Raw genomic sequence first — 25,277 nt, 5'->3', positions numbered from 1 at the left:
ACATTTCTTCATAAAAGGGACCACGAAGATAGCGCCAGGAAAAACGGTGGTCACGCAACATAGCGCATGCTCTGCTGGCCCGATCACCCTGACTACCTTCCCAATGCCCTCCGAAGGCGAGCCGCTTCCGCGCGTAAATCATGGCCTTACGATCCTGATCGAGTACGCGCAGATTCCGTCACCCCGTTAGGGCAGCGGCGATAGTGATTGACAGGTCACTGCCGCTGCACAGGCCAACTTCAAGAGTCTTTTACTCGCCAACAGAGCCCTATTTCAGATCAGACAGCGATCCCGGTGGATTAAAGTTTTACCCTAGGTGGCCAGGCCAAGCCAAAATCCTCATGGTCCAATGTCAGGTTCGGGCTGTAGGCGTAGTCTTCCAAAATATTCGGCCAGCGGCTTTGAATATAAACAACCTCATTAGAAAATCTTTCCTTTTTCTCAGGCGTATCTTCCAAGCCACGCGTCGCGGACTCGTGGTGATAGAGCTCTGCAAAAGGGGTCCACACATTGATGTAGCCCGCCTCCTGCACCCTCAAGCAGAAGTCGACATCGTTGAAGGCAATCTTAAGGTTTTCTTCATCCAAACCGCCTACCTGTTCAAAAATGCTTTTCTTGATGATTAGGCAAGCCGCGGTCACAGCAGAAAACTCTTGAATCAGCGCCGCCCGGCAAAAGTAGCCGTAGTCACCTTTTGGCAAGTATTTGTGCGAGTGACCTGCAACTCCCCCCACACCCACCACGACGCCACCGTGTTGCAGGCGATCATCGGGATACCACAGCCGCGCCCCTACTGCTCCAACGTTCGGCTGTAGTGCGATTGACACCATCTCATCCAGCCATTGCGGCGTGATGACTTCAATGTCGTTGTTAACAAGGCCAATCAGCTCACCGCGCGCCATTCTGACGGCGCCATTGTTCAATGCGGAATAATTGAACGGCCCATCGTCACGCAACACGCGAACGTTGTCCTGTTGGTCGAGCGCTGCAAAATATTCGATAGAAACCGGATCGTCCGATCCATTATCGATCAAGATAATTTCATAATGACTGTAGGTAGTCAGCGCCTGAATACTGTCGATGCATTGCTTGACCAACGAGTGGGCGTTGCGCGTGGGAATAATCAGAGTAACCAATGGCGGCGTCACGGGAGGCGTGTAGTGAACGCGATACATGCCCATCGGTAAAAGCTCTGTAGTACCGATATCACCTTTGCGCTGGAGATGTTCATCTAGGGCTTTGACACCAGCGAGCGCGGCATAAGGCTTCTCGTCGCCAGCCATGGCGGTACTGCCAGCGTGCATACGCCAGTGATAGAGAATGCGAGGGATGTGTACGATTTGATTGCGGTCGAGTTTCTCGATGCATCGCAACGCCAGATCGTAGTCTTGGGAGCCTTCAAACCCTGTGCGGAACCCTCCGACAGCTTTCACCAGATCCGAACGGTATACGCCCAAATGGCAAACCATATTCTGGGAACGGAACAAGAACTCATTCCAACCCGATTTGAAATAAGGCGAGCTTCGTTTACCGGCAGTGTCGATTTTGTCTTCATCTGAATAGATAACGCCAACATCCGGACAATCATGAACAGCACGGGTCACCCAGTACAATGCGTGTTCGGCGAGCAAGTCGTCATTGTCCATCAGAGCGATGTACTGCCCCGACGCCAATTCCAGCGCCGAATTACTGGCATTGGAGATATGACCATTTTGCTGGCGGAACACCACTTTAATACGCTGATCCTGCTGCTTCAGCGACTTGAGATAGGCGATGACCTCAGGATCATTGGAAGCGTCGTCCGCGATACACAGCTCCCAGTTTTTGTAGAGCTGGGACTTAACGCTCTCGACCGCCTCACGCAACAAGCCCAAAGGCGGGTTGTAGACGGGCATAATGATCGAAATGAGTGGCTTGGTTTTCCACTTACGAATTTCTTCGCTGATTTTCCAGCGACCATTTTCATCAAGGGTGTCGTAGTACTGAACCCATCTGGAATAATCGTGGCGATCTGGAACCTCACGAGTTTCCTTGCCTACAAATGCAAAGTTGCTCGCACCAGCAACCCACACCACCCGTGCCTTCAAGCCAGCAATGCCTTGTTGACGCCAAACTGCAATAGCCTTGCGCATGGTCCTGCGCAATCCACCGCCTCGACGGATAACCGCGGGCAACAGGCGCCATAAACTCTTAGCTTGTCTAACGCTCTTAACGAGTTTTCGCAGGGGTGAAGTAACCTTCCAACTTGACGATGACTGCATCGCGATGATCTGCAGGTTCAAGTTATGGATATGAGTGTCTTTCTGTACCTGCTGTACACGCAGTCGTTCTTCAAGACTGGCGATATGAACATCCTTCTCCAGCAACGACTCTTGCCACTTGGCCAGCGTGTGTTGCAGTGCCTCGTCTTTTAGAGACGCCTGTTGATGCAATGTCGCAAGGATCTGAAGCCGCTCGGCCTCTGAATGCGCGTGTTCAAGTGCAGTCGCTGCGATGAACTCTTCAATCTGGGAGTCTTTCTCGTCCAGTTCTAATTTTTTCTGCTCGCTCAAAAGTTGAACGAATGCCTCGTGCTCCTCAGCCTGCTGTCGAATTTGTTCGACGACGACTTGAACCTCTTCATCTTTTTCGCGAATGATTCGGGAAATCACATCCGCATTGTTGGATGCTATCGAAGCCTTTACCAACTCCAGAATATTTGTAATTTCTTTATTTGAGTCAACTAGCAGGTCAAGTTTGTTATTTGAACCCAGGATAACGTCAAGCTTACTGTTTGAGTCAGCAATCAAATCCAGCTTGCTACTTGAGTCTAAAAACTGTTCGAGTTTATTTTGCAATTCAGCATTATTGCGTGTGAGTCCAGATTGATTCAGCACTTCGATCTCTTGAGCCAGTTGCTCTTCCGTGAATAAGGTGAAGCTTACTTCTAGCTCTAGTTGATCGGTACCACTAAGCGTTTCTGCTTGCAGAGGAATCATCACGCTCGGATCGTCACTCAGCGCTAGATAAAGCGTGTCGCGCCCGACTTCGGAAATCCGCATCGCGGACGCAATGACAAGCGGCTGACTGATGTCATCTTGCCACTCCAAAATCTTTTCGGCGCTAGAGTACACCCTGATCGAGTGAATCGAAAAGCTTTGACGTCTATTGATGGGGTCAAACCGCAGCAATCCCCCCTTGGGCAGCGCGCGAGGAAGGGTAAACCTGATTAGTTGAGGTCCATCATCTACCACTCGGAGCAGGGCGGACTCCTCTGAAAGATTCCCTGCCTCGTCACTTATATAGAGCTTGGCGTGCTTGGACGGCATATGCGTCACGCCGAGCTTATGGACCATCGCATCGGGAGACCAATTCAGGAAGCGATTCGCGTCAGCACCGGTTACCCGCTCCTGAAAAGCCGCCTCGGTACCGATGTAGCGCGCAAGGTCTTCAGGGCTAATGTCCATACCAGCACTTGCCAACAGCTGGGTGACGAACTCCTGCCGACTGACCGAAGAAGTACTCGGATAGAAAGGACTTGCTGCTGCCATGAGCAGCAGAAGCGCCCGCATCATCAAGTAGCCGAGCTCAACGCCCTCAGAACTTTCCCACTCAACATCTATGAATTGTGGAACGTCGCCCGCTCCGACAACTATGTTTTGAGGGACCGCATCGATAAAACGACCCGGAAGCAGAGACTTGGCCGAGAGTAATTCGAAGTCGGCCCCCTCCTTTTTGAGGAGCGTCCTCAGGCACGCGAGATACTTTTGTAAAAATGGCGTAAAACCTTCCACGCTCCAGTCGCGACGTGCCGCGAGATCAAGAAATTCAAGACTGAGCACGCTGCCCTTGGCATAGGCGTCCACACTTGGAAGCACATATTTGAAGCCATCCTCAAGGCTCGCTTCCGTCACATCGCTAGCAAGAGTTCCCAGCTTTCTGTAACGGACCTGAATACCTTGCGGTGTTTTGACGAACACTGATTCCTTGCAGTAACGGGTCCTCCTGCCAGTGCTGTAGTGGTAGGCAAGCACGTCAACGTCAAGCGGTTCATTTTTCCCGCAGGACGCCACAATCAGAAAGGAGTTCGCCAGATCCATGCCTAGACGGTTGTCAATGACGACCGACCAAGCTTTTTCCAAGTTAAAGGTGGTCTGCTCTGGAAGCTGCGGATCCTTCTTAACGTTTTGCCATGCCAAGGCCGCAGCGTCGAACTCGTCACTCTCGAAGCCACCCTCCGTGATGATCGAATTGGGCAGTTTGTAATCCGGGCTGGGGGCCAGGAAGCTGGAAGAGCTAAACCCCGCGCTCGTGATTAGATCTTTGAGCTCTTTCCTGCCGTAGGTTTTGGGTTGGCCATGTTCGTAACGGCCTTCAATTCCATACATGGTGATACCGACATGATCTTCGGGAGCCCCCGCAAAATACTTCAACCCCAACTGATTTTCGATGGCGATAAATAGATGCCCATCGGGCTTCAATAGTTTGCGAACTCGCTTAAGCATTGCTAAGGCCGGATCATCGGCATTACTGAACATGCTGGCGTATTCAAGCACGCCAATCAGAGTGACCACGTCGAATTGCTCTTCGACTTTAAAGTCATCGAACCGCTCGGCCAGTACCGTGACGTTATCCAGATCCCGCGTGCGACTCGCTGCAATGGCCGCTCGACGCGGGCTTCCTTCGAGGCACAACACGTCCGCTCCGCATTCACCAAGGTAACGGCTGATGGCGCCACAACCGGCACCGATCTCTAGCACGCGAGACTTTAATAAGTGTTCAAACGGACGCAGGATATTAGCCCGCGTCGCACTCAAATGATAAAGCTTTGCCCAATCGGTGCAGTACTGCGGGAGTTCATCCGACAATACAGAAACGTCATTTGCGTTATGGATGATGCTCGCCAATTCAGTTTCGGCACTATCACCATCACTGTAGGCGATGCCCTGAAAATCAGCGCGAACCCATACATTCGTCGCATCATCCTTGGTATAGCCATAATCATCGAGTTTAAACATTTGGATCTACCGGATCGATTGTCATGGCAGCTGCAAGGTCAATCAGCCCCAACAGTTTAGGGGTAGGCTCGACAATCAAATGAATAGAGTCATAACGTCGGTCATGAGCAATGATGTCTTCGCCCTCTCGGGAGGCGATCCCTAGGGATATAAAATAATCACCCGTCGCGAGTCTATTTATAAATCTGACACTGGCAGTCGCAGCGCTACCGGACTCTCCCATGGAGCGTATTTCCACACACTCCAATAAATACGAGTTAGTGCCGTAAACCGTGACCCCTTCCTTGGTTTTAATGGTGAAACCCAGAATCGGATTAATCACCGGGCGGTTAAATCTGAATGCAACACTCAGTACGATCTCTTCACCGGTTTCCGCACTGGTGGGAAACTCCCGAGCACTGGCTCTTAAATGGAAATCAAGCAGAGTGGCGGCACCGTCGCCCCAGCGATACTCATGCGGGTTGTACCCAACGCGCGATGCATAGACATCGTTATCCAGGTTAAGCAATGCATGGGGAGTTACTGGCGCTACAGACTCTTGAGGGGTACTCGCAGGTGCGCATGAATGGCCATCTTCGGGGCCATCACTGGCATTACGACCAAAGAGGATATCGGTGTAGCGGTTTATAACCGGGCGTGACGCACCGATCATTTCGACCCGACTTTGCTCCAACAGAATTGCACGCGAGCAGTGCGTGACCACCTGCTCGCTGGAGTGCGTCACTAACAGAATGCTTGTTCCATTCTCTTTGAGCTGGCGCAGGCGCTCAAAGCATTTGGCTTGAAACCGAGCATCACCTACCGAAAGAGCCTCGTCCACCACTAGAATCTCAGGGTCTACTTGTGCCTGAACAGCGAAAGCGAGTCTGACCGCCATGCCACTGGAATAAGCTTTGACCGGCTGATCGAGAAACTCTCCGATATCCGCAAAACCCGCGATAGCATCGAAGCGATCATCCACTTCCTCACGGGTAAGACCCAGTACAGCACCGTTCAGATAGACATTCTCACGCCCGGTGAACTCCGGATTGAAGCCTGAACCCAACTCGAGAAGCGCGGCGACACGTCCGCGGGTTTCAATCTCGCCAATCGTCGGCGCAAGTGTGCCGCAGATTATCTGCAGCAAGGTCGACTTGCCCGATCCATTTCGACCGACGATGCCGACGGTTTCGCCCTTGCCGACCTCAAAACTTACGTCGCGCAAGGCCCAAAATTCGTTGCCATAGGTGGTCAGCGGGCCGCCCACCCAACGCTGCAGACGCGGAACAATCGCTTGCTTCAAGCGATCGCGTGGCTTGTCGTATGTGTAAAAACATTTGGAGACATTCCGAACGCTGATTACCGAATGATCAGATGACATCAGCGAACCCTTTACGTGTTTTTTGGAAGAACCAGAATCCAACGCAAGCCATCACTGCTCCAATGATGACCGCGACCCCCAAGCTCCCCCAATCAGGCAGGTTTCCAAAAAGCAGCACGCTTCGACTCTCCTCAATGATGTAAGTCAAAGGATTGAGCTTTAGCCACGGTTTGTAGGCCTCAGGCAGCGCAGCGGTCGGGTACAACACAGGGGAAAGAAAAAGAAGCACGGTCGTGAGTACCGTTATTACGTGCCCCACATCCCTCAGGTAAACCCCCAGCGACGCCAGGAACCAACTAACGCCGAGCGTCGCCAATATCAAGGGCACCAGGACCAGCGGGAACAAGAGCGCCGTCCAATGGATCTGGCCCATGATCAGAAACTGAGCGGCCAGCAACACGATCAGGCTGATGCAGCTATGAAACAACGCGGACCCCAGCGTAATCACCGGCAGAATTTCCAGCGGAAATACTACTTTTTTTACGTAGTTGCTATTGGTCATCACAAGCGAAGGCGCACGATTAGCACATTCTGCAAACAATCCGTGAACAATCATGCCTACAAACAGCAGAACCGCGAACCCACCTTTGCCTGTATCCACTCCCACCCATCGAGCTTTGAAAATCTCGGAGAACACGAAGGTATAAACCGCAAGCATGAGGATCGGATTGAAGAACGACCATGCCAGGCCCATCACCGAGCCACGATAACGACCAATGACCTCGCGAGTAGTCATTTGCGAAATCAACGAACGATTTTTCCACAGGCTCGCAGCCAGACTGAATGGCCCCGCGGAAGGTGCGCGATGAGGGTTCACTAGGCAAACACCTCAGCATCAATCAAGCGAGGTGCACTGGCATCTTTTGCGGAAAGCGTCGGGGCTTCGCAGATCGGCCAGGCAATTGCCAGATCAGGGTCGTCCCAGGCAACACTCCGCTCGTGCTCCGGCGCCCAGTAATCCGTGGTTTTGTAGAGAAATTCTGCGCTATCGGAGAGAACAACGAAACCATGCGCAAATCCCTCCGGTATCCAAAGCTGGGATCTGTTGCTTGCACTCAGGAAGGCGCCCGCCCACTTGCCGAAAGTCGCCGAGCTTTTACGCAAATCAACAGCAACATCAAACACCTCACCGTGGGTGACACGCACAAGCTTTCCCTGGGCCTGTTGGATTTGATAGTGCAGGCCGCGAAGTACACCTTTGACTGATCGGGAGTGGTTGTCCTGAACGAAATGAGCTGGCCTTCCCAGTGCTTCTTCAAAAATTTTTTGATTGAAACTTTCGTAGAAAAAACCGCGCTCGTCCCCGAACACTTTCGGTTCGATTAGAAGAACTTCCGGGAGAACGAGTGGGGTAACTCTCATCTTTACAATATCTCCAAAATGTATCCAGGCCGACAGGGCGACGCTGCAGGTCAAAAAAAGATCTTAGGGCAAGCGCCTTGGAAGGCAGATTGCAGCAACGTGCTTCAAAAGATCTTCTCATGCAGTAAACGTTTGAGATATTGGCCATAACCGTTCTTGGAAAGCGGTGCAGCCAGTTTCTCCAACTGCTGCGCATCGATCCACTTTTGCCTGAATGCAATTTCTTCCGGACAAGCAACTTTGAGCCCTTGGCGACGCTCCAGCGTGGCAATGAAGTGACTCGCCTCAAGGAGAGAATCGTGAGTACCGGTATCCAGCCAGGCATACCCTCGGCCCATGATTTCTACAGACAGCTTGCCTCGTTCCATATAGATACGATTGAGGTCGGTAATCTCCAGCTCACCTCTAGGTGAGGGTTGAATGCTTTTAGCAATATCAACCACTTCCTGGTCATAGAAATACAGACCTGTTACGGCATAGCTTGATTTTGGCTGGAGCGGCTTCTCTTCCAGGCTCATCGCCCTGCCTTGGCTATCGAACTCTACGACCCCGTACCGCTCAGGATCGTTAACGTGGTATGCGAAGACACTGGCGCCCTCTTCCCGAGCCATTGCGTTTCTCAACAGCTCATTAAAGTGGTGACCGTGGTAGATGTTGTCACCCAGCACCAACGCCGACAGGTCGTTACCGATGAAGTCTTCACCAATAATGAATGCCTGAGCCAGGCCATCCGGGGAGGCCTGCACCGCGTAGGAAATATTCAGTCCCCAATTACTGCCATCACCCAACAATTGCTCAAAACGCGGCGTGTCCTGGGGGGTGGAGATGATCAGGATGTCGCGAATACCGGCCAACATCAGTGTTGTCAGCGGGTAATAGATCATCGGTTTATCGTAAACAGGCAACAATTGCTTGGAAATGGCCAAGGTCGCCGGGTGCAGGCGCGTGCCCGAGCCGCCAGCCAGAATGATTCCTTTACGTTTGAGCATGTTCATTTCTCTAGTGTTTCAATAAGCATCCGTGCCACACCGTCTTGCCAATCCGGCAAGAACAATGAGAAGGCGTTCTGCAGTTTTTGGGTATTAAGTCGCGAATTGCCGGGGCGTTTAGCCGGCGTTGGATAGGCCGCTGTCGCGATGGCGCCGACTGAAGCTGGGCCAACCTGAAGCTCTACCCCTGCCGCTTGCGCTTGCTCAAGTACGAATCGCGCATAGCGATACCAGGTGGTCTCACCGGCTGACGCGAGGTGGTAGAGCCCGCCCAGGTGTGACTGCTGCCTTACCGCGCGAATGGCGTGCGCAGTGACATCCGCGAGTAAATCGGCGCCAGTCGGCGTGCCGAACTGATCGTTAATGACGTTCAGGCTGTCGCGTTCCTGCGCAAGGCGCAACATGGTCTTGGCGAAGTTGTTGCCCCGTGCGGCATACACCCAACTGGTGCGAAATATCAGGTGCGAACAACCCGACGACTGAATCGCCTGCTCACCGGCAAGCTTGGTCGCGCCATAGACACTAAGAGGGCCGACCGGATCGCTTTCCTGCCAAGGCGTTTCGCCATCGCCTGCGAAGACATAGTCAGTTGAATAGTGCACCAATAAGGCATTGAGCTTCAGGGCCTCTGCGGCCAATACAGCCGGTGCCTCTGCGTTAACGCGCCGCGCCACGCCAGGCTCGCTTTCGGCCTTGTCCACGGCGGTATATGCAGCCGCGTTGACGATGACATCTGGAGCAAACCGCTGCACGGTCGCAGCAAGCCCCCCTAGGTCGCTAAGGTCACCGCAGTAGTCGAGGCTTTTGGAATCCAACGCGAGCACTTGGCCCAGCGGGGCCAAACTGCGTTGTAACTCCCATCCTACTTGGCCATTCTTGCCAAGCAGAAGGATCTTCATACAGAGCGTCCGGAATAGTTTTTTTCCACCCACTCGCGGTAAGAGCCGGATTGGATATTACTGACCCACTCCTGATTATCCAGGTACCACTCCACGGTCTTGCGAATTCCAGTCTCGAAGGTTTCTGCCGGTTTCCAGCCTAACTCGCTCTCAAGCTTACGCGCGTCAATGGCATAGCGACGATCATGCCCTGGGCGGTCTGTTACGTATGCAATCTGTTCGTTGTAAGGCTTGCCGTCCTGGCGAGGACGCAGCCCATCAAGCAAGGCGCAGATGGTATGAACGATGTCCAGGTTGGGCTTTTCGTTCCATCCCCCTACGTTATAGACCTCACCCACCGTACCGGCCTCCAGTACACGGCGGATGGCACTGCAATGGTCCTTGACGTACAGCCAGTCGCGAATCTGCTGGCCGTCGCCATACACCGGCAGTGCCTTGCCCGCCAGCGCATTGACGATCATCAACGGAATCAGTTTTTCCGGGAAGTGATAGGGGCCATAGTTGTTCGAGCAATTGGTGGTCAGGACCGGCAAACCATACGTGTGGTGGTAGGCACGCACAAGGTGGTCGCTAGCGGCCTTGCTAGCTGAATAGGGGCTGTTGGGCTCGTACTGGTGAGTTTCGGTGAAGGCGGGATCGTCCTTGGACAAGGAGCCATAGACCTCGTCTGTCGAAACATGCAGGAAACGAAAAGCCTGCTGAGCATCTGTCGGCAAGCCTTTCCAATAGGCGCGCACCGTTTCCAGTAAGCGGAATGTGCCGACAACATTGGTCTCGATAAAGTCTTCCGGGCCGTGAATGGACCGATCCACGTGCGACTCGGCAGCGAAGTTCAGAATGGCGCGTGGCGAATGCTCAACGAGCAAGCTTTCGACTAATTGCGTATCGGCGATATCGCCATGCACGAACACGTGACGCTTATCACCCTCAAGAGAGCTGAGGTTCTCCAGATTGCCCGCATACGTCAGTTTGTCCAAGTTAATGACAGGCTCGTCCGCTTGCGCCAACCAGTCCAATACAAAATTCGCACCGATAAAGCCTGCGCCGCCAGTTACCAAGATAGTCATTTATTCAGATCTTTTTCAGTAGTGTTGCGAGGATTAGGCCGAGGTTGCCGAGCAGGGTCTGTCGATACAGGCCGGCTAGCCGCATTCCCAATAATCTTCGAAATAATGTTTGGTTTCTTGCATGTTTGAAGCGGGCAAGCGTCGCGCGGTGCCCATCACAAAGACGATGCTGCATGGATTCGAGCGCATGAATATTCTGCTCATTCCACTCGTAAAACCGTCCTTGAAAAACCATGCGCAAACGCACCCGCCGAGCAGACCAGCCTGAATTGCTGCCTATCAAGTTTTCACTGTGCTGGCGATAACGCACTTTGGGTTCAGGGTCATAGTTGACGACCCCTCCCGCACCCGAGACCAACTGATACGCCCACCAATCGTGAGCAGGAACGCTGATATCGGCACCCGCTTCCCGGATAAGATCACGGGCTGCCTGGTTAAAGACCATGGTGTTGCCACCAGCGATACTTTGAACCAGTGCATTGGCAAAACCTGACGGCAAACGGAACAGGGGCGATACCCCTAACGGCACCCCTGATTCACTGATCAGTTGGGTACGGCCGCAATAGAGAGCAGGAATATGCTGAGGAATGGTTTGCAGCCAAGCGAGCGCCACCTCGATTTTGTCTTGATCCCAGATATCGTCCTGATCAGACCACGCAAAAAAATCAGCGTCGATGTCATCTCGAGTAGTCAGCGATAAAAAGTTGGCCGCAAAGCCTCTCTTGGGTCCACGTACCACTCTAATGCGCTCATCCCCCCAGTTATTTCGGTAGCCATCCAATAGCGCCAGGGTTCCGTCTTGGGAATCGTCGTCTGATACAACCAGGATCCAATTACCATGAGTTTGGCGCTCAAAGGAATCAAGCTGCTCGGCCAGAAAGGATTCGCCGTTGTACGTGCACATCAATACGGCGACTTTTGCATGGCAAAAATCGTGCACATCAAGAAGAGAGGCACTACTGGAAGCAAAAATAGACACGAAACTCCCTTCGTGGCGAACATTTCTGTAGGAAATGCGGACATGTGTCGTAGGAAATGATGAAGTATACAGTTATCTTCTGTAGGCACAATCCAACTCTTGATCAATGGCCACCCTCCTCCGTTTGAAGCTCCGCGCACTCCAAGTACCGACACAGCCATGCATCACTGAGTCAGCGACTGGGCAACCGGACAAACAGTCGAGGATTAATATTAAAGTGCCACATCCCTCCCCCTCCCGACTCGCTTAAACAGCCGCAACCGTCGCTGCACTTTTTACTGAGCCACGTGAAATTCAAAAACGAGACCGCCTATTCATTGATGGGTATTTTTGGGGCATGGGGCCAGAAGAATGCTTCAAATTGAAGCGGTTACAGGGAGCAACAACGCCGCTTATACCCCACAGATCGCCCCACAACCTCTTCCACGCAGCAACGCGGCATTTCAGAAGGCGATGATCGCGCCTAGGCCAACAAGGCAAATCGGCCGCATCACCAAAACGCGTCGCAAAGACGATCAAACGGGCACAATAGTCGCTGCTATACATTCCAAAAATCTGAAAAATACGAAATAGCTAATTCCTCCCCCTAAACTCCAAGAGTGTATTTAGCAGTGATCCACGGGTCATGTTTTAACTAGCCAGCCATACATCTAAAAGCTCAAAAAGTTCAAAAAGTTCAAAAAGTTCAAAAAGTTCAAAAATATATTCAGCTATTTCAATAAAATCTTTGATAGCTATCGAGCGACTCCCCTTGTCGAAATAGTGCCAAGACAATCAGCTCCTCCAGACTAATTACACCTATCAACAAGTGGCTAAACCGATTTACTGATTCCGCCCGATTTCACCTGAGTCCAAGCCACTCTGAAGGCGGTTTTGTATTTACCTGCCCTTGCAAAATGCCTTACCTATCCGAACGGTCAGTACTCGCCCGCTTGCCCGTTGGGCTGAATCGTCCACAGCCCTTTCGTGCCTGAAGCAACGCATAAACCCCGATTGCTACCCGTTAAATGCCTGACGCTGCGCTGAAGGCAGTTGCCACGTAATAAACACACGCCACTTCATCTGGATATCCGAGATGTCTTTGTCGATATCCCTCGGCAAACGCCTCGTGCGACTGTTCTCCCGTTTGGAAAGCCCCCCCCCAGCACGCGATGCAGGCCAACCAGGTATCACCTGGCTTTTTGGATTACTTCTTAGCTCGATATCTTGGCAAAACCTTTTCAACGCACATCCACGGTGTCGACGATATGTTTCTTGAAACGCCCTTCGATCCAAGTGCGCCCAACCCATCCTCACCCCACTGAAGATTGTCTGAGCAGGCAATATCGGCAGGAGCCAAGGCTTGGAAAAAACTTTGCCTCCACTGGCTGAATAGCTGGCATACAGCGCGTTTTTATGTGATCGGCGACGGCATTACGATGAAGAAGTTGAGCGAAGCACTCATCAAAAGGCCGTCACGAATGTCGAACTCATTCCCCCGATATCTCGTGACAAATTGATTCACTATTATCAGCACGCAAATGCGCCGTTCTTGCACCTGAATAGCTTCAATGGCTCTTGAAAAATCGTGCCCTCCAAACTGCTCGAATACGCAGCCACCGGCAAACCAATCCTGGCGGGCCTGGGCGGTTATTCAAAAAGGCTCACCATTTACATCATCCCCAATGCCTCTGTATTTGCCCTCGCAAACCCGGATGCCGTGGTTGCCGCACTCGCCAAGCTGACCCTGGGCGCTACTGACCGTGCTGCATTTATCCAGGAGTACTACGGCAGCGACGTTCAATAGCCTATGGCGATCGACATTCTCAATACCGGAAAACTCAAATAGAACAGTGAGGTGGCGTCCGACCGAGGGATTGTTGCAAAAATAAGTTAAATAAACCCCCGTTCCGGTCGATACCCCCTGAAAGCCTTGCGGATTGAACAACCATGCGTAATAACCAACCCGTTACCCAGCGCGAACGTACCTTCCCCGCTCAGCAACGGTTGATCTCAACCACAGATGCCAAAGGCGTGATCACCTACTGCAACGACGCTTTCGTCGAGATCAGTGGGTTTAGTCGCGAAGAACTGGTACGCGCCCCGCACAACCTGGTTCGTCACCCGGATGTGCCGGCGGCGGTGTTCGGGCATATGTGGGCCACGCTCAAACAAGGCTTGCCATGGATGGGCATCGTTAAGAACCGCTGCAAGACGGGCGATCACTACTGGGTTAACGCCTATGTGACGCCGGTCTTTGAAGGCAATCAGGTAGTCGGCTACGAATCGGTGCGCATCAAGCCCACCGCCGAGCAGATCCGCCGGGCCGAAGCGCTCTACCAACGTATCAACCAGGGCAAGTCGGCCGTTCCCCAGCGGGACAAGTGGCTGCCGGTGTTGCAGGACTGGCTGCCGTTTATCCTGATCAGCCAGTTGAGCTTCATGATTGGCGTGTCGCTCAACTCCCACTGGGGCTTTGCCCTGGCGGCGGGTTTGTCGGTGCCGTTGGGCCTGCTGGGCCTGAGCTGGCAACAGCGCGGTCTCAAGCGCCTGCTGCGTTTGGCCGAGCAGACCACCTCCGACCCGTTGATCGCGCAGATGTACACCGACAGCCGTGGCGCTCAGGCGCGCCTGGAGATGTCGATCCTCAGCCAGGAAGCGCGTCTGAAGACATGCCTTACACGCTTGCAGGACACTGCTGAGCATCTCAACGAGCAAGCGGCGCAGTCCAACACCCTGGCCCACAACAGCTCCAGCGGCCTGGAACGCCAGCGCGTGGAAACCGAACAGGTGGCCACAGCGGTCAACCAGATGGCGGCGACCACCCAGGAAGTCGCCAGCCATGTGCAGCGCACGGCTGACGCCACCCAGGAAGCCAATCGCTTGACCGGTCGCGGCCGCGATATCGCCGGGGAAACCCGCGAGGCCATTCAGCGTCTGTCGGTTGCCGTGGGTGAGACGGGCGTGACCGTCACTCAACTGGCCAAGGACAGCGATGAGATCGGCGGCGTTGTTGACGTGATCAAGGGCATTGCCGACCAGACCAACCTGTTGGCATTGAACGCTGCTATCGAAGCCGCTCGTGCCGGCGAGATGGGCCGTGGCTTTGCCGTGGTAGCCGACGAAGTACGGCAGCTGGCGCAGCGTACGGCCGAGTCGACCGGGCAGATCCATGCCCTGATCGCCAAGCTGCAACACACCGCCGCCGCCGCCGTGCAAACCATGGACGCCGGGCATCGCCAGGCCGAAGAAGGCGTGGCGCGGGTGATGGAGGCGGATCAGGCGTTGGTGGGCATCAGTGAAGCGGTGGCGCACATCACTGACATGACCACGCAAATTGCAGCGGCGACTGAAGAGCAAAGCTCGGTAGCCGAAGAGATCAGCCGTAACATCAGCACCATTGCGCTGTTGGCAGATCAGACCTCGGAGCAGGCGATGAACTCGGCGCAGTTGAGTGAGGAATTGACGCATACCGCCAATACCCAGTACTCGCTGGTGGAGCGCTTTAACCGCTAGACCGCTATCGGGGGCAGGGTTATCTACACAACGCCTAAAGGCAGACACATAACTCTGTGGTGAGCGGGCTTGCCCGCGCTGGGCTGCGAAGCAGCCCTAACCCAGACACCGCATTTTTTCAGCAACACCCGACTGGCAGGTTTTGGGGCTGCTGCGCAGCCCAGCGCGGGGCAAGCCCGCTCCCCACAAGAGCCTCGTTTTCTCAGGGTATGTTTGCATCAAAGATGTGTAGATACCTACGTCCCGATACGGCCCTAACAGGCGCCGAGAAACCTGGCGATCTGCACCGCCGCAGCCTCCAAATGCTGCTCATGACTAAACCCCGAAGCCTTCAACGGCTTCAAATCATGATCCCCCGCCACCAGCCACATCACCTCGATGTTCGGTGACAACACATACCCCTCCACCGCCGCCCGATTGCCCAGCGCATCGCGCTCGCCCTGCACAATCAACGTCGGCGTCTTTAGCTCGACCAAATGCTCGACCCTCGGTTTTTCCGGCTTGCCCACCGCATAGAACGGATAGCCCAGGCACACCAACGCGTCCGCGGCCAATTCATCGGCCAACAGACTCGCCATGCGCCCGCCCATGGACTTGCCACCAATGGCCAGTTTCCCAGCGACATGACGTCGCACCTCGGCATGCACTTCGCGCCAGGCTTCCAGCAGTTTCGGCGCCGGGTTGGGTGGGCGTTTGCCACCGTCCAATCGACGCTGGGCCATGTAGGGAAACTCGAAGCGCAACACGTTGACGCCATGCCCGGCAAGGCGTGCAGCCATGTCGTTCATGAAGGATGAGTCCATCGGTGCGCCGGCGCCGTGGGCCAGGATCAGCGTCACCGGCGTATGCGCGATAGACCCTTTCGCGACATCCCACAACCAGCCGTGTTCCCGCACACACTGCGCCCATTGATCCCCGTCAATACTGGCCTTGTGCTCTTTGCCCATGCTTGCCTCGCTATTTAGTCTGCCTATAACTCCAGCCCAAGTGCCGCATTTGCTTGGGTTGAACCGTGGATGGGGAACCATGAACACTACTTTAAGTACCGCCTATAACTACAAGGTGGTCCGCCAATTCGCCATTATGACGGTGGTGTGGGGCATCGTCGGCATGGGGCTCGGGGTTTTTCTCGCCGCCCAATTGGTTTGGCCCGCACTCAACTTCGATTTGCCCTGGACCAGCTTCGGCCGCTTGCGCCCGCTGCACACCAACGCGGTGATCTTCGCTTTCGGCGGCTGCGCACTGTTTGCCAGCTCGTTCTACTCGGTGCAGCGCACCTGCCAAACGCAGCTGTTCGCGCCGAAAATCGCCGCGTTTTGCTTCTGGGGTTGGCAGTTGGTCATCCTGCTGGCTGCGATCACCTTGCCGCTGGGCTACACCAGTTCCAAGGAATACGCCGAGCTGGAATGGCCGATCGACATCCTGATCACCATTGTCTGGGTGGCCTACGCCATCGTGTTCTTCGGCACGGTGATGAAGCGCAACACCAAGCACATCTACGTCGGTAACTGGTTCTTCGGTGCGTTCATCATCACCGTGGCGATCCTGCATATCGTCAACAACCTGGAAATCCCGGTCAGCCTGACCAAGTCCTACAGCCTCTACGGCGGTGCGACGGATGCCATGGTGCAGTGGTGGTATGGGCACAACGCGGTAGGCTTTTTCCTCACCGCAGGCTTCCTGGGGATGATGTACTACTTCGTGCCCAAGCAGGCCGAACGTCCGGTGTATTCCTATCGCTTGTCCATCGTGCACTTCTGGGCGCTGATCACCCTGTACATCTGGGCCGGTCCGCACCACTTGCACTACACCGCGCTGCCGGACTGGGCGCAGTCCCTGGGCATGGTGATGTCTCTGGTACTGCTGGCTCCGAGCTGGGGCGGCATGATCAACGGGATGATGACCCTCTCGGGCGCCTGGCATAAGTTGCGCAGCGACCCGATCCTGCGCTTTTTGGTGGTGTCCCTGGCGTTCTACGGCATGTCGACCTTCGAAGGCCCGATGATGGCGATCAAGACCGTCAACGCCCTCTCCCACTACACCGACTGGACCATCGGCCACGTACACGCCGGCGCCCTCGGTTGGGTGGCGATGATCTCCATCGGCGCGCTGTACCACATGATCCCGAAAGTCTTCGGTCGCGAGCAGATGTACAGCCTCGGCCTGATCAACGCGCACTTCTGGCTGGCCACCATCGGCACCGTGCTCTACATCGCCTCGATGTGGGTCAACGGCATCGCCCAGGGCCTGATGTGGCGTGCGATCAACGAAGACGGCACCTTGACCTACTCCTTCGTCGAAACCCTGGTGGCCAGCCATCCAGGCTTCATCGTGCGGCTGGTGGGCGGTGCGGTGTTCCTCAGCGGCATGTTCCTGATGGCTTACAACACGTGGCGCACCGTGCGTTCGCCGCAGCCTGTCGAAGCCGCCACCACTGCGCAGCTGGCCTGAGGAGTCTGTGATGAAACACGAAACGATTGAAAAGAACGTCGGCCTGTTGATGCTGCTCATGGTGCTCGCCGTGAGCATCGGCGGCCTGACCCAGATCGTCCCGCTGTTCTTCCAGGACGTGACCAACAAGCCGGTGGAAGGCATGAAGCCCTACACCGCGCTGCAACTGGAAGGCCGCGACATCTACATCCGCGAAGGCTGCGTGCAGTGCCACTCGCAGATGATCCGTCCGTTCCGCGCCGAAACCGAACGCTACGGCCACTACTCGGTGGCGGGCGAAAGCGTGTGGGATCACCCGTTCCTGTGGGGCTCCAAGCGCACCGGCCCGGATCTGGCCCGCGTTGGCGCCCGCTACTCGGACGACTGGCACCGCGCGCACTTGTACAACCCGCGCAACGTAGTGCCCGAGTCGAAGATGCCGGCCTACCCGTGGCTGGTCACGGCCCAGGTCGACAGCAGCCACACCGAGAACAAGTTGAAAGTAATGCGCACCCTCGGCGTGCCATACACCGACGACGACATCAGTGGCGCCGTGGCCAGCCTCAAGGGCAAGACCGAGATGGACGCGCTGGTTTCGTACCTGCAAGTACTCGGCACTGCCATCAAGAGCAAGAGGTGAGCCATGGGATTTGAATTCGATGCGGGCACCATCCGCGGCCTTGGCACGCTGGTCGTTGCCATCGCCTTTATCGGCCTGTCGCTGTGGGTGTTCAACAACCGGCGCAATGAGGAATTCGAGCAGGCGCGCCTGCTGCCCTTCGCCGATGAACCTTCTCCATCCGACGCTCAAGAAGAGCCTGCAACAAGGAGCAATCGGCCATGACCCTATTCTGGAGTACATGGATCTGCGTACTGACCCTCGGCAGCCTGATCGGGCTGACCTGGCTATTGATCGCCACCCGCAAGGGCGAGACCAAGGGCAGTGTCGACCAGACCATGGGCCACGCCTTCGACGGTATCGAGGAATACGACAACCCGCTGCCCCAGTGGTGGTTCATGCTGTTCGCCGGCACCCTGGTGTTTGCGGTCGGCTACCTGGTGCTCTACCCGGGCCTGGGCAACTGGAAAGGTGTGCTGCCGGGCTATGAAGACGGTTGGACCTCGGCCAAGGAGTGGGACAAGGAGATGGCCAAGGCCGACACCAAGTTCGGGCCGATCTTCGCCAAATTCTCGGCCATGCCCGTGGAAGAAGTCGCTAAAGACCCGCAAGCGCTGAAGATGGGTGGTCGCCTGTTCGCTTCCAACTGCGCGGTGTGTCACGGCTCGGACGCCAAGGGCGCGTTCGGCTTCCCTAACCTGGCAGACAACATCTGGCGCTGGGGCGGCTCGGCTGAGGCCATCAAGACCACCATCCTGAACGGTCGCCACGCGGCGATGCCGGCCTGGGGTACGGTGCTGGGTGACGACGGTGTGAAAAACGTCGCTGCCTATGTACGTCACGATTTGGCCAAGTTGCCACTGCCGGCCGATAGCACTGCCGACCTGGATTCGGGCAAAGCGGCGTTCAACACCACCTGCGTGGCCTGCCATGGGCCGGAAGGCCACGGTATGGAAGTCATGGGGGCGCCGAACCTGACGCTGCCAGGCGGCTATATCTACGGCACCAGCCTGGCGCAATTGCAGCAGACCATTCGTCACGGCCGTCAGGGCCAGATGCCGGCGCAGGAACTGTTGCAGGGCAACGACAAAGTGCACCTGCTCGCAGCTTACGTGTACAGCCTGTCTCACAACGCTGATGGTGCAATGCCAGAAAGCGCAGCTCAGTAACACCTGACTGCCGCCCCAATTTGGGGCGGCAGCTCTACCGCGCTACGCGACCAAGTGTCACACCCCTCCAAAGCACAACTTTCCCCTACTGCCATTCGGGTCTACGCTTGCTTGCACAGCGGACCGATCTTGGCGTACGCGACGACAGTCGTTGCGACCCCCAAAATTTCCTGTCCACTCGATCAGCTTTCGATTTCTGATTTTGTCCTTACGCCAAACATGGAAAGGGCGCAGAATCTGGCGTGGAACGCATTGATCCAGGTCAGCCATTGCGTTGCAATGGCCCCTCGCTTTCTACATACTTGCGGCCGATTTTACCTATAAAAAAACCTAAACCGTGGAACCTTAGAATGAGCACAGCAATCAGTCCGACTGCTTATAACTATAAGGTAGTCCGCCAGTTCGCCATCATGACGGTGGTCTGGGGGATCCTTGGCATGGGGCTCGGGGTGTTCATCGCCTCGCAACTGGTTTGGCCGGAATTGAATTTCGACTTGCCATGGACGACCTTCGGTCGCCTACGCCCGCTGCACACCAACTTGGTGATTTTCGCCTTCGGCGGATGTGCATTGTTTGCCACCTCCTATTATGTCGTGCAGCGAACCTGCCAGACGCGACTGATCTCCGATGGCCTCGCCGCCTTTACCTTCTGGGGTTGGCAGGCGGTCATCGTCGGCGCCATCGTCAGCCTGCCACTGGGCTACACCACCACCAAGGAATACGCCGAGCTGGAATGGCCGATCGCCATTTTGCTGGCGATTGTGTGGGTGACTTACGGTGCGGTGTTCTTCGGCACCATCGTCAAGCGCAAAACCAAGCACATCTACGTGGGCAACTGGTTCTACGGTGCCTTCATCGTGGTCACGGCGATGCTGCACATCGTCAACCACGCGTCGCTGCCGGTCAGCCTGTTCAAGTCCTACTCGGCGTATGCGGGCGCGACGGACGCGATGATCCAGTGGTGGTACGGGCATAACGCCGTAGGCTTTTTCCTCACCACCGGTTTTCTGGGGATGATGTACTACTTCGTGCCGAAACAGGCCGAACGTCCTATTTACTCGTACCGTTTGTCCATCGTGCACTTCTGGGCATTGATCACCCTCTACATCTGGGCCGGCCCGCACCACTTGCACTACACCGCACTGCCGGACTGGGCGCAGTCCCTGGGCATGGCGATGTCGATCATCCTGTTGGCTCCGAGCTGGGGCGGCATGATCAACGGCATGATGACCCTCTCGGGTGCCTGGCATAAATTGCGCACCGACCCGATCCTGCGCTTCCTTGTGGTATCCCTGGCGTTCTACGGTATGTCGACCTTCGAAGGGCCGATGATGGCAATCAAGACCGTCAACTCGCTCTCCCACTACACCGACTGGACCATCGGCCACGTTCACGCCGGTGCCCTCGGTTGGGTGGCGATGATCTCCATCGGTGCGCTGTACCACATGATCCCCAAACTGTTCGGCCGTGCGCAGATGCACAGCGTCGGGCTGATCAACACGCACTTCTGGCTGGCCACCATCGGTACCGTGCTCTACATCGCTTCGATGTGGGTCAACGGCATCACCCAAGGCCTGATGTGGCGTGCGATCAACGATGACGGCACCCTCACCTACTCGTTCGTCGAAGCGCTGCAAGCCAGCCATCCGGGCTACATCGTCCGCGCCCTGGGCGGTGCGTTCTTCGCTGCCGGCATGCTGTTCATGGCCTACAACGTCTGGCGCACCGTGCGTGCCTCGGACCCGGCAGAAGCCGAAGCCGCCGCCAAGATCGCCGTTGTGGGAGCCCACTGATGAAGCATGAAGTAGTCGAGAAGAATATCGGCCTGCTGGCCTTCTTCATGGTCATCGCCGTGAGTATCGGCGGCCTGACCCAGATCGTTCCGCTGTTTTTCCAGGACGTGACCAACAAGCCGGTGGAAGGCATGAAGCCGCGCACCGCCCTTGAACTGGAAGGCCGCGACGTCTACATCGCCAACGGTTGCGTGGGCTGCCACTCGCAGATGATCCGCCCGTTCCGCGCCGAAACCGAACGCTACGGCCACTACTCGGTCGCCGGCGAAAGCGTATGGGACCACCCGTTCCTGTGGGGTTCCAAGCGCACCGGACCTGACCTGGCCCGTGTTGGCGGGCGTTACTCCGATGACTGGCAACGTGCGCACTTGTACAACCCGCGCAACGTGGTGCCTGAGTCGAAAATGCCGGCGTACCCGTTCCTCGTGGAAAACAAGCTCGACGGAAAGGACACCGCGAAGAAGATGGAAGTCTTGCGCACCCTGGGCGTGCCCTACACCGACGAAGACATCGCCGGTGCAGCCGCAGCCGTAAAGGGCAAGACCGAAATGGACGCATTGGTGGCCTACCTGCAAGGCCTGGGCACCATCATCAAAAGCAAACGGTGATTCTTCATGGATATCGGGATGATTCGTGGCCTGGGCACCGTTGTGGTGATGGTGGCCTTTATCGGCCTGGCGTTGTGGGTGTTCAGCCCCAAGCGCAAGTCGGAGTTTGAAGACGCGACCTTGCTGCCCTTTGCGGATGATCCCGAAGCCATCAAGCACGTCGAGCAAGCTTCTAGGAGTAACAAAGAATGACTACGTTCTGGAGTCTGTACGTCACAGTCCTCAGTCTGGGTACCATTTTCGCCCTGACCTGGCTGTTGCTGTCGACCCGCAAGGGCCAGCGCGCCGAGCAAACCGACGAGACCGTCGGCCACTCGTTCGATGGCATCGAGGAGTACGACAACCCATTGCCCAAGTGGTGGTTCATGCTGTTCGTCGGCACCATCATTTTTGCCCTTGGCTACCTGGTGCTGTACCCAGGCCTGGGCAATTGGAAAGGCCTGCTTCCGGGCTACAACTACCTCGACAACGACAAGCAAACCCCCTTCGCCAACGGCCAGACCGGCTGGACCGGTGTACACGAATGGGAAAAGGAAATGGCCCGGTCGGACGCCAAGTTCGGTCCGATCTTCGCCAAATTCGCCTCCATGCCCATTGAGGAAGTCGCCAAGGACCCGCAAGCCCTGAAGATGGGTGGCCGCTTGTTCGCGTCCAACTGCTCGGTGTGCCACGGGTCCGACGCCAAGGGTGCCTACGGCTTCCCCAACCTGACTGACGCCGACTGGCGCTGGGGTGGCGAGCCGGCGACGATCAAGGAAACCATCATGAAAGGCCGTCATGCCGTGATGCCGGGCTGGCTGCCGGTGCTGCAAGAAGAGGGTGTCAGCGACGTGGCGGCCTACGTGGTCACCCAACTCGACGGCCGCAAACTGCCCGAAGGCGTCAAGGCCAACGTAGCCAACGGCGAAAAACTCTTCGCCGCCAACTGCGTGGCCTGCCACGGCCCAGCCGGTAAAGGCACCCCAGCAATGGGCGCGCCCGACCTGACCCACCCCGGCGCCTTCATCTACGGTTCGAGCTTCGCCCAACTGCAGCAGACCATCCGTTTCGGCCGCCAGGGCCAGATGCCGGCGCAGGAACAATTGCAAGGCAATGACAAGGTGCACTTGCTCGCGGCGTATGTTTACAGCTTGTCCCATGGGGATAAGAAGGCCGAGGAGCAGTAAGGCTACCCCCTTACCCAGAAACACCAAAAAACCCTTGTGAGAGGGGGCTTGCTCCCGATGACGGTGGATCAGTATTAGTGACTCTGACTGACACGCCGCTATCGGGAACAAGCCCCCTCACACATTGGATCTTCGGCTTTTTGAAGGTTGAGCCCGCAAAAACCGTCCATACTTCACAAGTCAATTGATCCAGATCACGTACACCATCAATTGATTTTCCCCAACGCGACCAAAGGTCGCACCCCTTGCGCAGCATCGGGGGCGTATCATTACGCCACTGCAAGACCCCTAATTTGACCCCGGTTGGCACGTACTGGCCGAGGCAAATCTCCACCGCCGTGGGATGCAATGATGAGCGACCAAATACCGGTACATGACGTTACCCCGCCTGCCAAACACTCGACCGCCACCGTCGACCTCTATGCCCCGCGCGAGAAAATCTACACTCGCGCCTTTACCGGCCTGTTCCGCAATTTACGAATGCTCGGCGGCGCTGCTTTGTTCCTGCTCTACTTCGGCACGGTGTGGCTGAACTGGGGTGGCCACCAGGCCGTGTGGTGGAACCTGCCGGAGCGTAAGTTCTTCATTTTCGGTGCGACCTTCTGGCCCCAGGACTTCATCCTGCTGTCGGGCATTCTGATCGTCGCGGCGTTTGGCCTGTTCTTCATCACGGTGTACGCCGGCCGCGTGTGGTGCGGTTATACCTGCCCGCAAAGCGTGTGGACGTGGATCTTCATGTGGTGCGAAAAAGTCACCGAAGGCGACCGCAACCAACGCATCAAGCTGGATAAAGCGCCGATGGGCGCCAACAAATTCCTGCGCAAATTCAGCAAGCACAGCCTGTGGCTACTGATCGGTTTTGCCACCGGGATTACCTTCGTCGGCTACTTTTCGCCGATCCGCGAACTGGTGTTCGATTTCTTCACCGGCCAGGCCGATGGCTGGTCGTATTTCTGGGTCGGTTTCTTCACCCTCGCCACCTACGGCAACGCCGGCTGGCTGCGCGAACAGGTGTGCATCTACATGTGCCCGTACGCGCGTTTCCAGAGCGTGATGTTCGACAAAGACACCCTCATCGTCTCTTACGACCCACGTCGTGGAGAGCTGCGTGGCCCGCGTAAAAAAGGGATCGACTACAAGGCCCAAGGCCTGGGCGACTGCATCGATTGCACGATGTGCGTGCAGGTGTGCCCCACCGGCATCGACATCCGCGACGGTCTGCAAATCGAGTGCATCGGCTGCGCCGCGTGCATCGACGCCTGCGACAACATCATGGACAAGATGGAGTACCCGCGCGGCCTGATCAGCTACACCACCGAGCACAACCTGTCCGGGCAGAAAACCCACAAGCTGCGACCACGCCTGATCGGTTACGCCCTGGTGTTGCTGGCGATGATCAGCCTGTTGGCCGGGGCGTTCTTCATGCGGTCGCTGGTGGGCTTCGACGTGAGCAAAGACCGCGTGCTCTACCGCGAAAACGCCGAAGGCCGTATCGAAAACGTCTACAGCCTGAAGATCATGAACAAGGACCAGCGCGACCACACCTACGTGCTCGACGCATCAGGCCTGCCAGACCTCAAACTGCAGGGCCGGCGCGAGATCAAGGTGGCAGCCGGCGATATCGTCAGCATGCCAGTGGAACTGTCGAGTGCGCCGGAACAACTGCCGTCGAGCACCAACGAGGTGAAATTCACCCTCACCGATGCCGATGACGCCAGCGTCAACATTGAAGCCAAGAGCCGATTCATCGGCCCACAAGTTCGATAAAGAGAGAACGAAACAATGCCCTTAGCCACTGCCGCAAGCCCTTGGTACAAGCACCTCTGGCCCTGGATCATCATCGGGATCCTCGCCTGCTCGGTGACTTTGACGTTGTCCATGGTGACCATCGCGGTAAACAACCCGGACAACCTGGTCAACGACAACTACTACGAGGCTGGCAAGGGCATCAACCGCTCACTGGACCGCGAACGCCTGGCGCAGACCCTGCAACTGCGCGCCAAGCTGCATTTGGACGAACTGACCGGTGAAGTCGAGCTGAAGCTCACCGGCTACAGCAACCCGAACACCCTGGAACTGAACCTGATTTCCCCGACTCAGCCGGAGAAAGATCGCAAAATCAACCTGGCCCGCAGCGACAGCGAACCCGGCCGCTACATCGGCCAGGTCACCGACAAAGTCGAAGGCCGCCGCTTCGTGGAACTGCTGGGCGTGGAAGGCGACAAGACCTGGCGGCTGTTCGAGGAAGAAGAAGTCAGCCACGACAAAGACTTGCTGTTGGGTGATGAACCGTTGCAGGGTGCCGAAGACCTGAAAAAATAAACACCTGCGCTTCGCGCATCGC

21 protein-coding genes are annotated in these 25,277 nt (G+C 56.1%); 12 read left to right on the top strand and 9 right to left on the bottom strand.

From position 1 onward, the window contains the following. Positions 1 to 299: 299 nt before the first annotated feature. From ACEN2T_RS03360 to ACEN2T_RS03325, 8 genes are all read right to left on the bottom strand, one after another. On the bottom strand, positions 300 to 4,997 hold the full coding sequence (locus ACEN2T_RS03360; RefSeq protein WP_442116311.1) for a glycosyltransferase: 4,698 nt from the start codon (positions 4,995 to 4,997) through the stop codon (positions 300 to 302). After that, entirely contained in the window at positions 4,990 to 6,357 is a 1,368-nt protein-coding gene (locus ACEN2T_RS03355) for an ABC transporter ATP-binding protein (RefSeq protein WP_442116310.1), read from the bottom strand. Before ACEN2T_RS03355 ends, ACEN2T_RS03360 begins: the two co-directional genes overlap by 8 nt. Then, the gene (locus ACEN2T_RS03350) at positions 6,347 to 7,174 is read right to left on the bottom strand and encodes an ABC transporter permease (RefSeq protein WP_442116309.1); all 828 of its coding nucleotides are present in this window, start codon (positions 7,172 to 7,174) and stop codon (positions 6,347 to 6,349) included. Before ACEN2T_RS03350 ends, ACEN2T_RS03355 begins: the two co-directional genes overlap by 11 nt. Next, positions 7,174 to 7,719 carry a dTDP-4-dehydrorhamnose 3,5-epimerase gene (rfbC, locus tag ACEN2T_RS03345; RefSeq protein WP_099602965.1) on the bottom strand — a complete coding sequence of 182 codons (546 nt, stop codon included), beginning with the start codon at positions 7,717 to 7,719 and terminating at the stop codon, positions 7,174 to 7,176. The genes ACEN2T_RS03350 and rfbC overlap by 1 nt, the downstream gene beginning before the upstream one ends. 104 nt (positions 7,720 to 7,823) lie before the next feature. Further along, positions 7,824 to 8,708 carry a glucose-1-phosphate thymidylyltransferase RfbA gene (gene rfbA, locus ACEN2T_RS03340; protein ID WP_099602964.1) on the bottom strand — a complete coding sequence of 295 codons (885 nt, stop codon included), beginning with the start codon at positions 8,706 to 8,708 and terminating at the stop codon, positions 7,824 to 7,826. 2 nt (positions 8,709 to 8,710) lie between these two features. Then, complete coding sequence (gene rfbD / locus ACEN2T_RS03335) at positions 8,711 to 9,607, bottom strand: dTDP-4-dehydrorhamnose reductase (RefSeq protein ID WP_442116308.1); 897 nt, start codon at positions 9,605 to 9,607, stop codon at positions 8,711 to 8,713. After that, entirely contained in the window at positions 9,604 to 10,674 is a 1,071-nt protein-coding gene (gene rfbB, locus ACEN2T_RS03330; protein WP_442116307.1) for a dTDP-glucose 4,6-dehydratase, read from the bottom strand. The genes rfbD and rfbB overlap by 4 nt, the downstream gene beginning before the upstream one ends. A gap of 4 nt (positions 10,675 to 10,678) precedes the next feature. Beyond that, positions 10,679 to 11,653, bottom strand: coding sequence for a glycosyltransferase family 2 protein (locus tag ACEN2T_RS03325; protein WP_442116306.1), 975 nt, complete (start codon positions 11,651 to 11,653; stop codon positions 10,679 to 10,681). A gap of 1,567 nt (positions 11,654 to 13,220) precedes the next feature. Here ACEN2T_RS03325 and ACEN2T_RS03320 point away from each other — a divergent pair. Together ACEN2T_RS03320 and ACEN2T_RS03315 are read left to right on the top strand one after the other, a co-directional pair. Continuing rightward, a complete protein-coding gene (locus ACEN2T_RS03320; RefSeq protein WP_442116305.1) occupies positions 13,221 to 13,439 on the top strand; it encodes a hypothetical protein in 219 nt (72 codons plus the stop codon). A gap of 143 nt (positions 13,440 to 13,582) precedes the next feature. Then, positions 13,583 to 15,148 carry a methyl-accepting chemotaxis protein gene (locus tag ACEN2T_RS03315; RefSeq protein ID WP_032887688.1) on the top strand — a complete coding sequence of 522 codons (1,566 nt, stop codon included), beginning with the start codon at positions 13,583 to 13,585 and terminating at the stop codon, positions 15,146 to 15,148. A 254-nt stretch (positions 15,149 to 15,402) separates the two neighbouring features. Here the strand turns inward: ACEN2T_RS03315 and ACEN2T_RS03310 are convergent, their stop codons facing one another. Continuing rightward, positions 15,403 to 16,095: an alpha/beta fold hydrolase gene (locus ACEN2T_RS03310; protein ID WP_442116304.1), complete on the bottom strand. Its 693-nt coding sequence runs from the start codon at positions 16,093 to 16,095 to the stop codon at positions 15,403 to 15,405. A gap of 79 nt (positions 16,096 to 16,174) precedes the next feature. On the opposite strand from ACEN2T_RS03310, the gene ccoN (ACEN2T_RS03305) reads away from it, so the two are divergent. From ccoN (ACEN2T_RS03305) to ACEN2T_RS03260, 10 genes are all read left to right on the top strand, one after another. Beyond that, positions 16,175 to 17,599, top strand: a complete 1,425-nt coding sequence (gene ccoN / locus ACEN2T_RS03305) for a cytochrome-c oxidase, cbb3-type subunit I (RefSeq protein WP_032887684.1) — start codon at positions 16,175 to 16,177, stop codon at positions 17,597 to 17,599. 10 nt (positions 17,600 to 17,609) lie between these two features. After that, positions 17,610 to 18,218, top strand: a complete 609-nt coding sequence (gene ccoO / locus ACEN2T_RS03300) for a cytochrome-c oxidase, cbb3-type subunit II (protein ID WP_032887682.1) — start codon at positions 17,610 to 17,612, stop codon at positions 18,216 to 18,218. A 3-nt stretch (positions 18,219 to 18,221) separates the two neighbouring features. Further along, a complete protein-coding gene (locus ACEN2T_RS03295; RefSeq protein WP_032887681.1) occupies positions 18,222 to 18,422 on the top strand; it encodes a cbb3-type cytochrome oxidase subunit 3 in 201 nt (66 codons plus the stop codon). Further along, positions 18,419 to 19,366 (top strand): cytochrome-c oxidase, cbb3-type subunit III, encoded by a 948-nt coding sequence (gene ccoP / locus ACEN2T_RS03290; protein WP_442116303.1) that lies wholly within the window; start codon positions 18,419 to 18,421, stop codon positions 19,364 to 19,366. The genes ACEN2T_RS03295 and ccoP (ACEN2T_RS03290) overlap by 4 nt, the downstream gene beginning before the upstream one ends. 350 nt (positions 19,367 to 19,716) lie before the next feature. Next, entirely contained in the window at positions 19,717 to 21,159 is a 1,443-nt protein-coding gene (gene ccoN, locus ACEN2T_RS03285; protein ID WP_032887677.1) for a cytochrome-c oxidase, cbb3-type subunit I, read from the top strand. Beyond that, positions 21,159 to 21,767, top strand: coding sequence for a cytochrome-c oxidase, cbb3-type subunit II (gene ccoO / locus ACEN2T_RS03280; protein ID WP_003193167.1), 609 nt, complete (start codon positions 21,159 to 21,161; stop codon positions 21,765 to 21,767). The genes ccoN (ACEN2T_RS03285) and ccoO (ACEN2T_RS03280) overlap by 1 nt, the downstream gene beginning before the upstream one ends. A 6-nt stretch (positions 21,768 to 21,773) precedes the next feature. Continuing rightward, on the top strand, positions 21,774 to 21,959 hold the full coding sequence (locus ACEN2T_RS03275) for a CcoQ/FixQ family Cbb3-type cytochrome c oxidase assembly chaperone (RefSeq protein WP_003175465.1): 186 nt from the start codon (positions 21,774 to 21,776) through the stop codon (positions 21,957 to 21,959). Continuing rightward, positions 21,956 to 22,933 carry a cytochrome-c oxidase, cbb3-type subunit III gene (ccoP, locus tag ACEN2T_RS03270; RefSeq protein WP_032887676.1) on the top strand — a complete coding sequence of 326 codons (978 nt, stop codon included), beginning with the start codon at positions 21,956 to 21,958 and terminating at the stop codon, positions 22,931 to 22,933. The genes ACEN2T_RS03275 and ccoP (ACEN2T_RS03270) overlap by 4 nt, the downstream gene beginning before the upstream one ends. Positions 22,934 to 23,284: 351 nt before the next feature. Next, complete coding sequence (gene ccoG / locus ACEN2T_RS03265; RefSeq protein ID WP_032887674.1) at positions 23,285 to 24,700, top strand: cytochrome c oxidase accessory protein CcoG; 1,416 nt, start codon at positions 23,285 to 23,287, stop codon at positions 24,698 to 24,700. Positions 24,701 to 24,715: 15 nt separating this feature from the next. Then, positions 24,716 to 25,255, top strand: a complete 540-nt coding sequence (locus ACEN2T_RS03260) for a FixH family protein (RefSeq protein WP_032887673.1) — start codon at positions 24,716 to 24,718, stop codon at positions 25,253 to 25,255. Positions 25,256 to 25,277 lie beyond the last annotated feature (22 nt).

This window comes from Pseudomonas sp. W22_MBD1_FP4 (assembly GCF_052113765.1).
In the GTDB taxonomy this organism is placed as follows: domain Bacteria; phylum Pseudomonadota; class Gammaproteobacteria; order Pseudomonadales; family Pseudomonadaceae; genus Aquipseudomonas; species Aquipseudomonas sivasensis.
Note: the sequence above shows the minus strand (reverse complement) of the source record. Positions and strands in the feature narration are given on the sequence as shown.

Coding starts and splice junctions, on each gene's coding strand:
- ACEN2T_RS03360 (WP_442116311.1), bottom strand. CDS start 4,997: ATGTTTAAACTCGATGATTATGGCTATACCAAGGATGATGCGACGAAT.
- ACEN2T_RS03355 (WP_442116310.1), bottom strand. CDS start 6,357: ATGTCATCTGATCATTCGGTAATCAGCGTTCGGAATGTCTCCAAATGT.
- rfbC (WP_099602965.1), bottom strand. CDS start 7,719: ATGAGAGTTACCCCACTCGTTCTCCCGGAAGTTCTTCTAATCGAACCG.
- rfbA (WP_099602964.1), bottom strand. CDS start 8,708: ATGCTCAAACGTAAAGGAATCATTCTGGCTGGCGGCTCGGGCACGCGC.
- rfbD (WP_442116308.1), bottom strand. CDS start 9,607: ATGAAGATCCTTCTGCTTGGCAAGAATGGCCAAGTAGGATGGGAGTTA.
- rfbB (WP_442116307.1), bottom strand. CDS start 10,674: ATGACTATCTTGGTAACTGGCGGCGCAGGCTTTATCGGTGCGAATTTT.
- ACEN2T_RS03315 (WP_032887688.1), top strand. CDS start 13,583: ATGCGTAATAACCAACCCGTTACCCAGCGCGAACGTACCTTCCCCGCT.
- ACEN2T_RS03310 (WP_442116304.1), bottom strand. CDS start 16,095: ATGGGCAAAGAGCACAAGGCCAGTATTGACGGGGATCAATGGGCGCAG.
- ccoN (WP_032887684.1), top strand. CDS start 16,175: ATGAACACTACTTTAAGTACCGCCTATAACTACAAGGTGGTCCGCCAA.
- ccoO (WP_032887682.1), top strand. CDS start 17,610: ATGAAACACGAAACGATTGAAAAGAACGTCGGCCTGTTGATGCTGCTC.
- ACEN2T_RS03295 (WP_032887681.1), top strand. CDS start 18,222: ATGGGATTTGAATTCGATGCGGGCACCATCCGCGGCCTTGGCACGCTG.
- ccoP (WP_442116303.1), top strand. CDS start 18,419: ATGACCCTATTCTGGAGTACATGGATCTGCGTACTGACCCTCGGCAGC.
- ccoN (WP_032887677.1), top strand. CDS start 19,717: ATGAGCACAGCAATCAGTCCGACTGCTTATAACTATAAGGTAGTCCGC.
- ccoO (WP_003193167.1), top strand. CDS start 21,159: ATGAAGCATGAAGTAGTCGAGAAGAATATCGGCCTGCTGGCCTTCTTC.
- ACEN2T_RS03275 (WP_003175465.1), top strand. CDS start 21,774: ATGGATATCGGGATGATTCGTGGCCTGGGCACCGTTGTGGTGATGGTG.
- ccoP (WP_032887676.1), top strand. CDS start 21,956: ATGACTACGTTCTGGAGTCTGTACGTCACAGTCCTCAGTCTGGGTACC.
- ccoG (WP_032887674.1), top strand. CDS start 23,285: ATGAGCGACCAAATACCGGTACATGACGTTACCCCGCCTGCCAAACAC.
- ACEN2T_RS03260 (WP_032887673.1), top strand. CDS start 24,716: ATGCCCTTAGCCACTGCCGCAAGCCCTTGGTACAAGCACCTCTGGCCC.